General features: G+C 31.4%; 15 protein-coding genes. 1 reads left to right on the top strand and 14 read right to left on the bottom strand.

The window, feature by feature from the left end; all coding sequences use genetic code 11:
- Positions 1 to 398: 398 nt before the first annotated feature.
- The 6 genes from ACJDU8_RS16865 to ACJDU8_RS16840 form a co-directional block, all read right to left on the bottom strand.
- Positions 399 to 563 (bottom strand): Spo0E family sporulation regulatory protein-aspartic acid phosphatase, encoded by a 165-nt coding sequence (locus tag ACJDU8_RS16865; RefSeq protein WP_406793322.1) that lies wholly within the window; start codon positions 561 to 563, stop codon positions 399 to 401.
- 225 nt (positions 564 to 788) lie between these two features.
- On the bottom strand, positions 789 to 2099 hold the full coding sequence (locus ACJDU8_RS16860) for an alpha-amylase family glycosyl hydrolase (RefSeq protein ID WP_406793321.1): 1311 nt from the start codon (positions 2097 to 2099) through the stop codon (positions 789 to 791).
- Positions 2100 to 2132: 33 nt separating this feature from the next.
- Positions 2133 to 4061: an FtsX-like permease family protein gene (locus ACJDU8_RS16855; protein WP_406793320.1), complete on the bottom strand. Its 1929-nt coding sequence runs from the start codon at positions 4059 to 4061 to the stop codon at positions 2133 to 2135.
- Positions 4061 to 4849, bottom strand: a complete 789-nt coding sequence (locus ACJDU8_RS16850) for an ABC transporter ATP-binding protein (protein WP_406793319.1) — start codon at positions 4847 to 4849, stop codon at positions 4061 to 4063. The genes ACJDU8_RS16855 and ACJDU8_RS16850 overlap by 1 nt, the downstream gene beginning before the upstream one ends.
- A 98-nt stretch (positions 4850 to 4947) precedes the next feature.
- A complete protein-coding gene (locus ACJDU8_RS16845) occupies positions 4948 to 5967 on the bottom strand; it encodes a sensor histidine kinase (protein ID WP_406793318.1) in 1020 nt (339 codons plus the stop codon).
- The gene (locus tag ACJDU8_RS16840; protein WP_406793317.1) at positions 5964 to 6638 is read right to left on the bottom strand and encodes a response regulator transcription factor; all 675 of its coding nucleotides are present in this window, start codon (positions 6636 to 6638) and stop codon (positions 5964 to 5966) included. Before ACJDU8_RS16840 ends, ACJDU8_RS16845 begins: the two co-directional genes overlap by 4 nt.
- Positions 6639 to 6798: 160 nt before the next feature.
- On the opposite strand from ACJDU8_RS16840, the gene ACJDU8_RS16835 reads away from it, so the two are divergent.
- A complete protein-coding gene (locus ACJDU8_RS16835) occupies positions 6799 to 7107 on the top strand; it encodes an MGMT family protein (protein ID WP_406793316.1) in 309 nt (102 codons plus the stop codon).
- Between the two features lie 65 nt (positions 7108 to 7172).
- On the opposite strand, the gene ACJDU8_RS16830 is transcribed toward ACJDU8_RS16835, so the two are convergent.
- The 8 genes from ACJDU8_RS16830 to ACJDU8_RS16795 all read right to left on the bottom strand — a co-directional run bounded on the left by ACJDU8_RS16830 (position 7173) and on the right by ACJDU8_RS16795 (position 14953).
- Complete coding sequence (locus ACJDU8_RS16830; RefSeq protein WP_406793315.1) at positions 7173 to 7427, bottom strand: zinc ribbon domain-containing protein; 255 nt, start codon at positions 7425 to 7427, stop codon at positions 7173 to 7175.
- 62 nt (positions 7428 to 7489) lie between these two features.
- A complete protein-coding gene (locus ACJDU8_RS16825; RefSeq protein WP_406793314.1) occupies positions 7490 to 8437 on the bottom strand; it encodes a helix-turn-helix transcriptional regulator in 948 nt (315 codons plus the stop codon).
- A gap of 72 nt (positions 8438 to 8509) precedes the next feature.
- Positions 8510 to 9313 (bottom strand): lipid II flippase Amj family protein, encoded by an 804-nt coding sequence (locus ACJDU8_RS16820; protein WP_406793313.1) that lies wholly within the window; start codon positions 9311 to 9313, stop codon positions 8510 to 8512.
- Positions 9314 to 9416: 103 nt separating this feature from the next.
- Positions 9417 to 10403, bottom strand: coding sequence for an NADH:flavin oxidoreductase (locus ACJDU8_RS16815; RefSeq protein ID WP_406793312.1), 987 nt, complete (start codon positions 10401 to 10403; stop codon positions 9417 to 9419).
- A 316-nt stretch (positions 10404 to 10719) separates the two neighbouring features.
- Positions 10720 to 12288: a histidine kinase N-terminal 7TM domain-containing diguanylate cyclase gene (locus tag ACJDU8_RS16810; protein ID WP_406793311.1), complete on the bottom strand. Its 1569-nt coding sequence runs from the start codon at positions 12286 to 12288 to the stop codon at positions 10720 to 10722.
- A 317-nt stretch (positions 12289 to 12605) separates the two neighbouring features.
- Complete coding sequence (locus ACJDU8_RS16805) at positions 12606 to 12866, bottom strand: Txe/YoeB family addiction module toxin (protein WP_406793310.1); 261 nt, start codon at positions 12864 to 12866, stop codon at positions 12606 to 12608.
- 2 nt (positions 12867 to 12868) lie between these two features.
- The gene (locus tag ACJDU8_RS16800) at positions 12869 to 13129 is read right to left on the bottom strand and encodes a type II toxin-antitoxin system Phd/YefM family antitoxin (protein ID WP_406793309.1); all 261 of its coding nucleotides are present in this window, start codon (positions 13127 to 13129) and stop codon (positions 12869 to 12871) included.
- 114 nt (positions 13130 to 13243) lie between these two features.
- The gene (locus tag ACJDU8_RS16795; RefSeq protein WP_406793308.1) at positions 13244 to 14953 is read right to left on the bottom strand and encodes an ABC-ATPase domain-containing protein; all 1710 of its coding nucleotides are present in this window, start codon (positions 14951 to 14953) and stop codon (positions 13244 to 13246) included.
- Positions 14954 to 15057 lie beyond the last annotated feature (104 nt).

Here is a 15057-nt window from a genome sequence, read left to right as displayed (position 1 = left end):
ACAAATAATGCAATTAAGTCTATCATTATCTTCCAGTCTATTACAATGATTTTTCATCTTTTGAAATTATGTGAATTATTCTATGAAAGGATTTTGACAGCAATTAATTCTTATCAAATGAAAATTAACATTATTTAGAATAATAACTTGTATTAAACTATATCATAACTTTTCTAAAAAGGCAATAGTACATTTTAATAATTTATTAAAAATATACATTACAAATTATAAATCTATTAAAATATACTATTAAAATTACATTTTTAACAATTAGTCCAATCAACCTATTGTTTTAATTAAAAATATGAAATAATTAATTTAAGATGCTATTTTAACAAGACAAATTTAGTAAAAATTTGATTGTTTTTCTATTTTTCTGGGACACAGGTGAAAATATGTTATTTTACTTTTGTAAAGTAGGCAACTATAAGTTTGTCCAAAGTCTCACTGACCTGCTGAATTTCTTCTCCACCAGTGTTTTCTTCTATTTTCTTATGAAGTAATTCCCTTACTGTTTCAATCTCTTTACATAAAGCTTTTTTATCATCTAATCGTTTCCCCATAGCATCCTCCTTATAAAAATTATTAGTCTAAACTAATACTTATTATTATAATATAATTAATTTCTGTTAATTTCAATATAATTTCTGTTAATTTATTCCTTAACTATTCCTCTAATAACTATATTAATGCTTCCAATATTGAAAGGGCTTTCATGCCCTAATCACCTGTAGAAATATTATCACAGGAAACAGAGCAAAAGCCCCTATCTATACACTTTCATATTATTAGTTTACAGACCAAAAGTATACACTGTAAGGTGGAAGACTGCAATCTCCACATAACTCTACGCTGTGGCCTGTTAACAAATCAACAGCACTAGATGCTCCTAAATTAACATGAGCACAATAATCCCTATCCTGAGCATTTAATGCAATAACAACCCGCTCGTCTTTAAAACATCTTTCAAAGATTAACTGTCCATTAGTAATCAAAACTGTCCTATACCCTCCATGGCATAGGGCTTTACTTTTTTTACGGATATGTGCAAGTTTAGTAACAAAATGAGTCAGCTCATTGCTTTGAGGTAAATCAAAATAAGGACGTAATCCTTTGTCTGAACCCTTTTCTTTTACTCCATCTACACCCCATTCACTTCCATAATAGATACAAGGTATACCTGGCATACCAAAAAGCAGTCCGTAAACCAGTGGCAAATGTCTCTTATCCTTAAGGATGCTGGCAATACGGGTTACATCGTGATTGTCTGCAAAACTGAGCAAATTCTTACCTTTATAAAGTGTCCATGCTTCATTTCCAAATTGACGATTAAGTGAATAGTTAATCTCAAACAAGTTCAGGTCATTGAAGCTTGAATAGAGACTTTTGTAACATTCGTAATTAGTACAGCTGTGGCACATCTCGCCATTTACAATTCTATTGTAATCACCAAAAAGAACTTCTCCTATAAGACAAAAATCAGTTTTGAGACTATCACAAAATGTCCTTAATGCCCTTAAAAAATCCACGTCCAGACAATAAGCTACATCCAACCTCAGTCCATCAATTCCAAACTCCTTCACCCACAGGCGAATACTTTCAAAAATGTGCTCTCTCACCTGCAGATTGCTTAAATTAAGCTTTACAAGTTCATAATGTCCTTCCCAGGCATCATAACCAAAACCATCATTATAAGGACTGTTACCATGAAAGTTAATAAAGAACCAATCTTTGCAGCAGGACTGCTCCCCATTTTCTAGCACATCCTGAAAGGCCCAGAAACCACGCCCTACATGATTAAATACACCATCTATCACCACCCGGATACCTTGCTGGTGTAGCTTTGAACAAACATCAGCAAAATCCTGATTGGTGCCAAGCCGGCAGTCAATCCTTCGGAAATCCCGAGTATCATATCCATGTCTGTCAGATTGAAATATTGGGGAAAAGTAAATCGCATTTGCTCCTAAGTTTTGAATATGATTAATCCACTGATTGACTTTTAGAATACGAGAATTAATCTCACCGTCATTTTCTTCTGGTGCTCCGCAGAAGCCAAGAGGATATATCTGATAAAATATCGCTTCGTCTATCCACATAATTGATTACCCCTTTCAATTCTATATTTGCCATTAGGTATACAAGATTCCATCTGATAATACTATATTTAAATACTTTTTAGTAGTTGCAGCAAAATAAATGCTATATACAAAAATGAAGATTATTATACTTAAAATTGCAGGCACTATTATATTATAATTCATAAGATCACTTAACACAGACATTGCTACACAGCTGTGAATTATTCCAACTATAAGAGGAAATAAATATGAAATACCTATCTGCCTTGCAGAAGCACTGTATATTTCTTTATAAGTCATTCCAATTTTCTTTAAAATGCTGTATTTTTCTTTGTCCATGTAAGCTTCACTTATAAGCTTGAAATATATTATACTCCCCGTAGCTATTATGAAAACGAGAGCTAAAAAAGCCCCTAGAAAATAAATTATACCAAATGTGCTGTAACTTGTGACATCTTTGCTCACAGTTACATACAATGTATCTTTGATTTCAGCAATAGATTTTAATTTTTCAGATGTTGTTTTTATATCACTTACATTATTTATTTTCAATCCAGTAAAATCATACTCCTTATTTTTACTTTTAAGCAGATTATAATCTTCATCATTTAATATAAGACATCCTGTGGGAATACCATTACCAAATAAAGGAGTCTTATAGGTTTTCTTTATAAAATAACTTCTGCCATCTATATATGCTTTTACCTTTTCAAAATTTATGAGACTCATTACTACGGTAGATGTTTCAACATAAAAAGCTTCTCCTCTTAATAGCTTTTCTTCTTCTATTTTCTTTAAATTTTTTGCTTCTAAATCTCTGCTTATCTTCACAAAATCAGAATATCTCACTACTGTGGTATCAGAATCTTTCATTCTAAATTCACTTTGATTTTCTATATGTGGTTTTAAAATAATAAATTTTATATTTTCATCAAGAATTATATCTTTACCATTTTCCCTCAATTTATCCCTTACCTCAGATTTTACTTTGTCATTATCCTCAGAAATATAGGAAATTTCATAGGGAGCCTGTATGGAATCTCTTATTTTAACAAAATACTTAAGAGATGATACAGTACCATAGGAAGTCAGCGTTACAGCTACTAAAATGGCCACTGCCGCCAGGGTTCTGTAATTATTTTTTATTCTGAAGGCAATATTGGACATACTTACTATATTTACTCCCCTATAAAGTATTTTCTTTTTATTTATCATAAATTCCATTATTACAGAACATGCCGCCCCGAATAACCAGTAAGTTCCTATTACCACAAATATAATAGCCAAAGGTAGATTTGTCATAAAATTCCCTACACCACCTGCTGCTTTCCTTGCAAAATAATATCCCATACCTATACATACCAAAGACAATATGCCTTTTATATAACTTACTTTTGGATAGGCTTCCTCCCTTTTGGATGCATTTAAAAGATCAATAAGCTTAGTCCTTATTATATTTATATAACCCAAAATTGAATTTATAGAAAAGATTATAAAAAATGTAACAGCGGTTTCAGCTATTGCCCTATAGGATATAAAAAACTCTATTTTCATGTTCATTATGGCGACTTTAGCCAGCATCATAAGGAACAGCTTGCAAAATATAATTCCAAGGAATAATCCTAGTGCAATTGCTGTAATTCCTATAAAAATAAACTCTATAGAATATATAAGAGCAATTTCAGAGTTTGTAACACCCATAAAAGCATAAATCCCAATTTCCCTTTTTCTCTGATTTAAAAAAAAGGAACTTGAAAACCACACAAAAAATATAATGAATAAAAGAAGTAAATATGATACTGCAATAGAGGTTCCTTTAATGTACTGTGTAACTTCCTTTGCCTTTTGAAAATCCGGGTTATATTTTAAGGCAATAAAATTATAGTATACAAGTACAGAAAAAATCATTGACATTACATAAAGCCCATAAACCTTTATGTTTCTTCTGAAATTATTAAAAGCCATGCTGAGAGAATTCATTAATAATCCCCCCCATTGTCATTCTGTACATAGTAACCTACACCTGTACTCATGGATGAAACCATATCCATAATCCTATGGAAGAATTCCTTTCTATCCTTGTTCTTATCCAGTCTTGCATAGATTTTTCCGTCTTTTATAAACATTATTCTTCTGCAGTAGCTGGCAGCAAAAGCATCATGTGTTACCATTATTATAGTTGTTCTATATTTTCTATTCATATCTGTAAGACATACTAGGAGTTCTGCAGCAGACTTTGAATCAAGAGAACCTGTAGGTTCATCTGCAAATATTACAGAGGGCATTGTCATAAGTGCCCTTGCCGCTGCCACCCTCTGCTTTTGTCCTCCAGAAAGCTGATAGGGATATTTCCCCAGATGATCTTTAAGTCCTAAAAAATCCGATGTTTCATTGACCTTCCTTATTATTTCACCATATTCTACCTTTCCAAGTGCAAGCGGAAGGGCTATATTATCCTGAACTGACATATTATCTAAAAGATTAAAATCTTGAAATATAAAACCTATTTTATTCTTTCTAAAAGCTGCCAGAGCTTTACCTTTAACCTTTGACATATCCTTTCCCTCAAAATAATAATTTCCACTAGTTGCATTATCAATTGTAGAAATAATATTAAGCAAAGTGGTCTTTCCAGCTCCTGAAGGACCCATTATACCAACAAATTCCCCTTCTTCAACCTGTAAGTCAACTCCACTTAGAGCAGTAAATGACATAGATTTTGAACCATACACTTTTTTTAAATTTTTTGTTTCTATAACTATACTCATTTAAAAATCCCCCTTTTTAAAAGCTTAGTATTATTTTACCTCCTGATTTTGCATGGTTCCATCCAATCTAACTTACATTTTCCCTTTTAACCTTACATTTATGTAACATTAAAATAATCTGATAGTTTGTAAAAACATATAATAGATTCTGTGCCACTGCCTACTTGAGATTTAACTTTTAATTGATGATTTAACTTATCTATTATTTTTTTTGAAAGGTACAAACCCATTCCTGTAGATTTTCCAAATTGTCTTCCATTTTCCCCAGTAAATCCTTTATCAAATATTCTCCTTATATCCTTTTCTTCTATGCCAATTCCATTGTCCCTGATATGAAGTGCTGCCCTCTTCTCATTTTCTTCTCCCCATATATCTATTTGCCCACCTTCATGCATGTACTTACAGCTATTATTTATGATTTGATCTATGATATAGGAAATCCATTTTCCATCTGTTATTACATTAAAATCTATATCTTCAAGATTTAAATTTATTTTTTTTGCTATAAAAAATGATGCATTTTTTTTCACTACAGCTTTAATAATTTTGGCAATGTCAATTTCACTTACTTGGAAATCCTCTGAGAAACTTGAAGCTCTACTTATATAAAGCACCTGGTTTATAAGAAATTTTATTCTATCCATTTCAAGTCTCAGCTCTTCAGATATGTCTGTCTCATCCATTTTGTCCAAAATAAGTTCACACACAGACAGAGGTATTTTTACTTCATGAATCCATTTTGTTATATAATCATTGATTTCATCTAAATTATCTCTTACTTCCTGGACCTTTTTATTTCTTTCTTTATCTTTCATTTTTAAAACTTCTTTTATAAGCCAAACTTCAAAAGCATCATTTTCCTCCGATGCACTTAAGTTTATTTTTTCTCCGCTAGTTACAGATTTATATATTTCCTTATAATTGTATTTCCACCTTCTGTAATCAATAAACATAAAAAATAATGATATAGCTATAATTAAAAAATCCATATAAGCTATATCATAAAATGATGCATCTATAGGCCCACTGCTGAATAAAATTAAATTTATTACAATAAAAATGCAGCTGAAATATATTATTTTTAAAACTGAATTTTTTATATAAATTAACTTATTCATGATATTATGTATCCACGTCCTTTTTTTGTTTTTATAAAATCACAAAGTCCTATATCTTTTAATCTCATGCGAAGCCTATTAATATTTACTGTAAGTGTATTATCACTTATAAAATTGTCATCATCCCAGAGCGTTCTCATTATTCTCTCTCTGGATATAGTTTTTCCGCTATTTTTTATTAAAAGCAGCATAATTTTAAATTCATTTCTTGTAAGTTCAATTTCTGTTTCATCGTAAGAAAGTGTTTTGTATGTCAAATTCAATACAGCTCCATTACACTCTAATAGTTCTTGAGCTTCTTCCCTGTAAGAATAAGCTCTTCTTATAAGTGCACTTATCTTTGCAATTAAAACATCCATGGAGAAGGGTTTTGTTATATAATCATCTGCCCCCATATTTACGGCCATAATGATATCCATATTACTATCTCTTGAGGAAAGAAATATAATGGGACACTTAGACATTTCTCTAATCTTATTACACCAATAGAATCCATCGAAATAAGGTAAGTTAATATCAATCACAACTAAATGGGGTTTATTTTCAATAAATTCAGAGAGGATATTAGAATAATCCCTTATCCCATACGCATTAAAATCCCATTTAACCAATATTTCCATAATATTATCTGAAAGTGTCTTGTCATCTTCAATTATCATTATTTTATACATATATGAATTTACTACCTCCTAAAGTGATAAAATTATATATCATATGCTTTAATTTTATCATAACCCACAAAAACCATATAATTATAACAGTCTTTTTTTAACTACGCTTATGTAGTAAAATTATATGAAAGAAAAGCTATACGGTAAGGAGGATCTTAAGTTGGACAAAAATTTCTTCTCAAAAGTTTATGAACTGGCTGCCAGGATACCCCGGGGCAAAGTAGCTACATACGGTCAGATAGCCTCTATACTAGGAGAACCCAGAAGTGCGCGAATAGTGGGATGGGCAATGAGAAAAGCACCTTCCTATATTCCCTGCCACAGAGTTGTGAAAAAATCCGGTGAACTGTCCCCAGATTATGTATTTGGAAGTTCTGATATTCAAAGAGCCCTTTTAAAATCGGAGGGAATTTCTTTGAGCAAAGATGGACATATAGATATGAAAAAATATTTATGGGATGGCAAGTAATCATATCTATGCTCATCCTTGCTACTGCTTCTTATCTCTTTACACTACTATACAGCCCTTTTTCACTATTTTTTCCATCTTTTTAAATTTGGAAGGGCATTTTCCATAAGAGATCTTGCTTCCTTTTCTGCCATACCTTTCTCCTTCATGAAAGGAATACAGATTTCAATCATTTCTTCCATGGTTAAATCCGGTTGTTTAAACTTCCCATTTTCATAGCAGTACATACAGTATTCATAGTTTTTCTTATTATCTGTTTCACTGGCATAAAATTCCTCACTTAAAGGCATTCCGCAGCTCTGGCAATATTTCTGTTCCATAATATATTCTCCTTCCATATTTTCATACCTTTATTATACAAAAGAACCTTGCCATCATTATGTCATGTTTGAATTGATTTATACATATCAATTATTTTTTTGCACTTTCCCCTTATAATTTCTCTTATATGCTTTGGACTCATCACCTCCACATACTCACCATAACTTAATATCATAGAATACACCCAGTTATCCTCTACAACTTCCATACTTACTATGACACTACCATCCTCCAGAAATATCATCTGCTCTTCATGAAAATAATCTTGTATCCTATATCTGATTTCTTCTGAAAATCTAAGTAAAAGCTTTACAGGACTTTTTTCAGTGCTTTCACTGATTATGTACTCTCTGTAGGAAACCCTTGACCTTGAAATTTCCTTACTTAAAATCTCTAATCCATCCATTCTGGTCAGCTTAAATATTCTATAATCTTCTTTTAAAAGGCAAAAGGAAAAAATGTACCAGGAAAATCCTTTAAATACAAGAGTAACAGGTTCTGCCTTTCTTAAAATATATTCTCCTCTTGAATTTCTGTAGTTAAACCCTATGCACTTATTTTCCTTTAACGCTTTATATATGATTTTATATTTTATATTTTCATTTTCAGATTTTTTAAATCCCCAAGGCAGTGTATCTATAGAAACTTGCTTAAAATGCAAATCAACTTCACTTTTCTTGTTAGATGGTATGATATTTTTCATTTTTTCCATGGCAATCTCTACATTTTTATCATTTAAGACTCCATTTATATTTTTTAAGGCTTCAATGACGGAGATCATATCCCCCAGCGTAAGGAATTGATGATTTATTTTATAATTTTCTACAATGTAAAATCCTCCATTATTTCCCTGCTTTGAAACTATGGGAATTCCAGCCATATTAATTGCATCAATATCCCTATAAATAGTTCTTACGGAAACCTCAAATTTTTGGGATAACTCCACCGCAGATATTCTTTCTCTGTTTAAAAGCATTACCACAATTGCCAGCAATCTGTCTATTTTCATAGATATAAAACCTCATTTTCCTATACAGACTTATTTTTTAAATTGAAATATTTTCAATATGTTGTGGATAAATTAAATAAGCTTTGCAATAATTACTATTAAATTTGAAGCAGGTACTAATAAAAATTGGGAAAGTATACTTCCTGCAATCAAACCTCCCACAATAAAAATTATACAACGATTAAATTCTAGTTCCGTAGATTCTCCCCTTATTACATCATCTGTCATCATAGATAAATAGGGATCAATAAATATAACCATAAATATTGTTGAAATACTATTAATAACTGAAGATAAAGTACTACTTGTCATTCTCAAATCCGGCTCTAAACAACTAGCATACAAAGCTGCTAAAACACTTATACTTGATACTGAAAATGAAATCATATTTAATAAAATCACTTTTTTAGGAGTCTTGTTAAAATTCTTTAATTGAGATAGATTTTCCCTTTTAGGGATTGAAATACTATTTTTAAATTGTTCAATTCCCGACTTTGAAAATGCATGCATCATTAATCTAGGAAGAGATCTGTAAACACTAAATGATATAACTAATTTGTTGAATATTTTTATAAAAGTAGGCATTAAAATTGCACCTACTATTGTAGCTAAGGTAATGGAAAAAATTATCCATCTAAAGATATGTATTAAACCTGCAGACTGTCCTGAATTTATACCATTTTCAATAGTTTTTGCAAGTAAAGGCGCCTGTACAGTATTGGCCGTTCTCTGTATTAGTACAAACACATTAAATACGGCAAAAGATACTGCAATTCTTCCTGTTCTTACTCCTACAATTCTCGCAGAATACGCCAGTGTTCCTATTACATAAATAATAAAGGTTAAAATAAAAACTAAATAAACTTGAATTGTCATTTTTTCTCCACCTTGTATTTATAAACTCATAAGCTTTTACTAATATGAAATAACAACCACATTTTATCACATATTTATAATTCATTAAGTATTGTATTACAAGTTATTTCATAGCATTCTTAGCCCAAGCTGAATCCTTGTATATAGCTCTTCCCACTCCTACTAGATCAGCCTCTCCCCTACTTAAAATCTCATCTGCTGTCTTTGCATGAATAACTCCACCTGTTACAATTACAGGTATTGATACAACTTCTTTAATTGCCCTTGAAAGAGGTGTAAAATAACCTTCTTCATTTACCCCAGGAATAGTATATCTGCAAAGCCCTCCTGAAATATCTAAAATATCCACTCCGGCTTTTTCTAGTTGTTGTGCAGCTATCTTGCTATCTTCTATAGTTAAACCTCCATCCATATAATCACATGCACCTAGCCTCATAAATATTGGGAAAGATTCTCCTACAGCTTCACGTATATTCTTTATAATATCCTTATGAATCTTAACTCTTCCTGTTATGTTTCCTCCATATTCATCTGTCCTTTTATTGGTAATAGGAGATAAAAACTGATTTAAAAGATAGCCATGGGCAGAATGAATTTCTACGCCATCAAAGCCTGCATTTTTTACTCTTAATGCCGCCTCTTTAAATTGATTTATAATTATTTTAATCTCATCTTTTTCAAGTTCTCTTGGAACTGCTCCACTTCCAAAAAGATTGGAAACAGCTGAAGGCCCTACAGGTTCCATCCCTGTAATTTCTTCTTTCGCCGCACTTCCGGCATGATTTATTTGCATTACCGTTTTACAACCATTTTTATGAATAACTTCTGCTAGCTTTTTTAAATCCTCCACCATACCTTCCTCTGCAATAGACATCTGGTTGTTACTAGCTTTCCCCTGGTGAGATATAAAACTATGCTCAATAATAATAAGAGAAATGTATCCACCCCTTGATTTCTCATCATAATAATCCAAAATATCCTTGCTTATTTTTCCGTCTATTTGGGATTTTGCTGTTGCAATGGGAGGCATAATTAATCTATTTTTCAGTAACAATTTACCTGTGTTTAATGGTTTATTTAAATAATTCACGACGCCATCTCCTCACTTATAATTTAATTACTTCATATAAAACGTACATAATGGTTCCAATTTTTTTATTTGAATACATTATTAGTAATAACAATATATATCTAGTATATTCCATTTAATAAATATATACAATTGAGATACCCTGCATCAGATGCCTCACCAAATCCACTACATTATAAAAGTGAGTTAGCGGAGAGAATAATATTCTATAATAACTTTTAGTTTAATAAAATAAAAGCAGAAATCACTTTAAATCCTTGAAGAAGATCTCTGCTTTTCTGATATCTTCTTCATATTTATCTATCAATAATTACTATTACTCTTCCAATTCAATTTTATTTCTTCCATTTGCTTTTGCTTTATATAAGCAATCATCTGCTCTTTTTATTAACGAATTAATATCATCATCTGATTTCAATTGTGATACACCTGCACTAATAGTAACAGTTAACTTATCATGTTCAAACTTGTAATTACTTATGGTGAATCTGATTTTATCGCATAATTTACCGCCAGCCTTTAATTCTGCATTGGTCATAAATATCAGGAATTCTTCCCCCCCGAATCTTCCTACCGTTCCATTGTCCCCTAACTCTTCTCTAATTAATTCCGCTACTTTTTTAAGTACACTATCTCCAACTAAATGTCCATAATTATCATTAAGTTGTTTAAAATAATCAATGTCAAATATAGCTATTGTAAGAGGTATTTTATCTTTTATTGCTCTTTGAAGATTTTCCTCCAATAATATAATAATATGTTTTTTGTTATACATTTCAGTTAAACCATCTTTAATGGATTTATTATAAAGTTCTTGATTCAATTTCCACAATTCTTCATTTGCTTTCTCTAACTTCTGCTGAGTAATTGTTAATTCTGTTATATCCTCCAATAATATTAAATATCCAACTATATTGCCTCTATTCCCTTTAACTACATTAATAGAACCATAATAATAAAACTCTTTCCCTGTAAATTTATAATTTAAACCAATCTTCACCGCAGAATTATGTGGATTAGAAAAATCATACTTTGTAATATCCTGTATAACTTTATGTATTGGCGTTCCAATTACTTCTGGAATAGAAGTATTGAACATTTGCAGTGCCTTCTTATTCATATCTACAACCTTTTTACCTTGATTAAGTACTATCATTAATTGATTCATATCATTAAATGCATATTCTTGAGCAACAGGAACAATATCCATAAATCTATACTTAAACATTCCAAAAGCAGTTACTAATAATGAAAGTAAAAACGAAATAGGAGTAAAATCCAAGTTCTTATTGAAGCCTAAATTTCCCACTAACATAATATCGCTAATAATTGGTATAAGCATTCCAATAATCATGATGATGGCCTGCTTTTTCCAAACGTATTGTTTTGAAAACACAGCTTGCATTAATAATCCTATATTAACTGTATTAAGGAAATAATTGTAAGCTGCATTAATCCAAAACCAAAAACCTGTGGCAAATCGCAGAATTTCATATCTATAACCAGGTTCAAGATAAAAATTATATATAAACCAATTATTGTAGGAAGATGTTAAAATCAGAAAAGCTGAAATGGTAGGCATAATGACAAGAAGACTATTTTTCCAACTTTTAAAATTCCGCCTATCTGTTAGCTCCAGCGTTATCATCAGCCAGAATGCAGGAATATATAATATGAACGCCATTCTTATTACAAACCACATAGCCTTTGCTCTCAGTGTATAACTTAATAGTTCCATAGAATATGTACTATTCCATACAGCAACTAACAAAACACATATAATAAACGGCCTTACACCTGAAACATTAATTCTTTTATGCAGGAAAGCATAAAATCCTACTAATATAAAAGCTAATAAAAATAACAGTATGATATAAAAATGCATGAAACTACCTCTGTATTTTTTTATTTGGATTTAATCTCTTGGTGGCTTCTTAAATAATGCGAAAACAAAATAATTATATTTATATTATACTCCATATTTGTACTAGCCTACGTAATTTAAGCAACATCATACAAGAATTATTTTTTTTTAAAGAGCAGACTCCCAACATATTATTAAATTAATACTTCTCCAAAAAAAACAAAAAAGCCCCCATTTAAGGCAGTTATATATAATGAGTGAATGCTGCTTTAACAAATTCTCATCTTATCATTATGTATAACAAATAGCCTTCACTTTTAGCAAAAACTATTTGTATCCTAATAGTGGCCCTCGCATTTAGCAATATACAAAGTATCATCATTAGCTATCTTATATACAAGTCTATGCTCTATTGTTATTCTTCTACTCCAATATCCTGAAAACTGGTATTTTAAAGGCTCTGGACTTCCTATCCCCACATCAACACCATTTCTTTGTATATCTTTAATTAACTGATTTATTTTTTTTAATACTTTTTTATCTTCCTGTTGCCAATTTGTATATTCATTCCATGCAATTTGTGAAAATAATATCCTCATAATTAAGTTTCCAAGTCCTTTTCTTCCAATTCATGAACATTACCTTTTTCTAGCTCCTTTATTGACTCATAAAGTTTAATGAAGTATTTGGGATTTTTAAGAATCTTAATATTTTCAAGAATATTATTATATTCATCCTGTGACATTAAAACAACATTCTTATTATTTTTTCTAGTGACAATTATAGTCTCAGCATCATCATTTACTTTATCACAATAAGTTTTAAAGTTTTCACGTACATTGGAATAATTAACGGCTATCATAAAACCATCTCCTTTTTGTACAATTTATTGTACAATTTCATTATACACTATTTATATAAATTTGATACTGTTTTTATAAATATTATTTTTATTTATTTAAAGCTCTAATATCATTCACATTTTTACCTTTAATCCCCGATAACGGTTTATAGCAGCACAAAATTCATGTTTTCTAGGAAGCGCCAGATTACCTGGATGATCTGCATAGGGTGAAATAGACTCTAGTCCAAAGTCTTCAATTTGTTTGTACAACTTATCTACAACTTGAGAAATTGACATTTCATCATCCAATATCCTTTTTTTCAAAAAACCAAGCATTACTGCAATACAATTTGTCTGGCTGTCATCAACTAGCTGTTCCAAACTTGAAATATCAACAGCTTCTCTTCCACATAAAATATTATATCTACCTCTGGCTTTAATCCTATCTTCTTTTCCTTTTAGTACAAACCCTAATTTGAGTGGTATTCTTGCTGTAATATCTCCAAATTTATCATCTGCAGACTGTTCCCTTTTATATCCCTCAGTTCTGGCAATGTCTTTAGCAAAATTTGTTACATCTTTTAGTACATATTCGTCCATCATTATAATTTGATCCGCCACATCAAAATAATCTCCTGACCCACCCACAATGAGTACGGTAGAAACACCCTGTTCATCATAAAGTGATTTTACTTTGTCAGTGAATGGCGTAATTGGTTCTTTATCTTTGGAAATCAATTTCTGCATCCGTCCATCTCGTATCATAAAATTGGTTGCAGAAGTATCCTCATCAATCAATAAAAGTGAAGTGCCTGCTTCTAGGGCTTCCATGACATTTGCCGCTTGGGAAGTACTTCCGCTGGCATTTTCTGTAGAAAATCTAAGAGTATCCTTTTTTCCCGGCAGATTATTGATAAAAGTACTGATGTTCACTTTCTCCACACTGCGGCCATCTTCCGCTCGAATTTTAACTGCGTCATGTCTAGTAATAACCAGTTCCCTGCCATCTCCCGGGATATGGTTGTACACGCCTAATTCAAGAGCTTTCAATAACGTGGATTTTCCATGATAGCCGCCTCCTACAATCAATGTTATTCCCTCAGGTACTCCCATTCCTTTAACTGCACCGCGACTTGGCAGTATAATTTCTATTTCAAAACTTTCAGGGCTTATAAAAGGAATTCCACCCTGGGGCAGAGGCTTATCCGAAACACCACTTTCTCTTGGTAAAATGGAACCGTTGGCAATAAAAGCAACAAGGCTTCTTCGTTCTAATTCTTTACGGATATATTCTTGATCTATAATCAAATCAATCTGATTTTTCAATGCCTTTTGGTCAATATTTTTATAAATCAATGCATAGTCTACTACTTCAGGAAGAATTTCCTTAAAAATACGATTAGCTGCTTTTCCTAAAATACGCCTTCCTGCTGCAGGCAAACCCATTTCAAAACGCACTTCAATCCATTGATCTCTAATTAAAACTGAGGTTCTCTGAAGTATTTCCTGACCACAACGGTTAATCATCAACAATCCGCTTCTGCCTCTTCCATTATTGCTGTTATTTAGTCTTTGAATATTATTCCAAAAAGCTCTTGTCAAGAAATCTGATACCGCTGTCACCTTATTCTTGGAATTGAGGATTTCATGGGGTATACCTGTAACTTCACGAGATATAATGATTCTGCACTTAGATGGGGATGCATAGGGATCAACCTGAACACGATCAATTGAAAGACTGTATTTTCCAAAATCATATTGTCCTTTTATTTCCTTATAACTGGAATATCCCCGTCCATCTATTGAATATAACACTTGCTGAAGCTCATAACAGCTTTTCAAAGGTAACTCCTCCTTCATATTTTAAATCAAGTGATTCTTAGGTTCAGGTGGAGTTTGCTTATGAGAACTGCTTTTCTCCAGCTGAACCTTAGAAGAACTTATCC

The sequence above is a fragment of the Candidatus Clostridium eludens genome, from assembly GCF_045310515.1.
In the GTDB taxonomy this organism is placed as follows: domain Bacteria; phylum Bacillota; class Clostridia; order Clostridiales; family Clostridiaceae; genus Clostridium_B; species Clostridium_B eludens.
The sequence above is the reverse complement of the archived record's forward strand: the minus strand, read 5'-3'. Positions and strand labels throughout refer to the sequence as shown.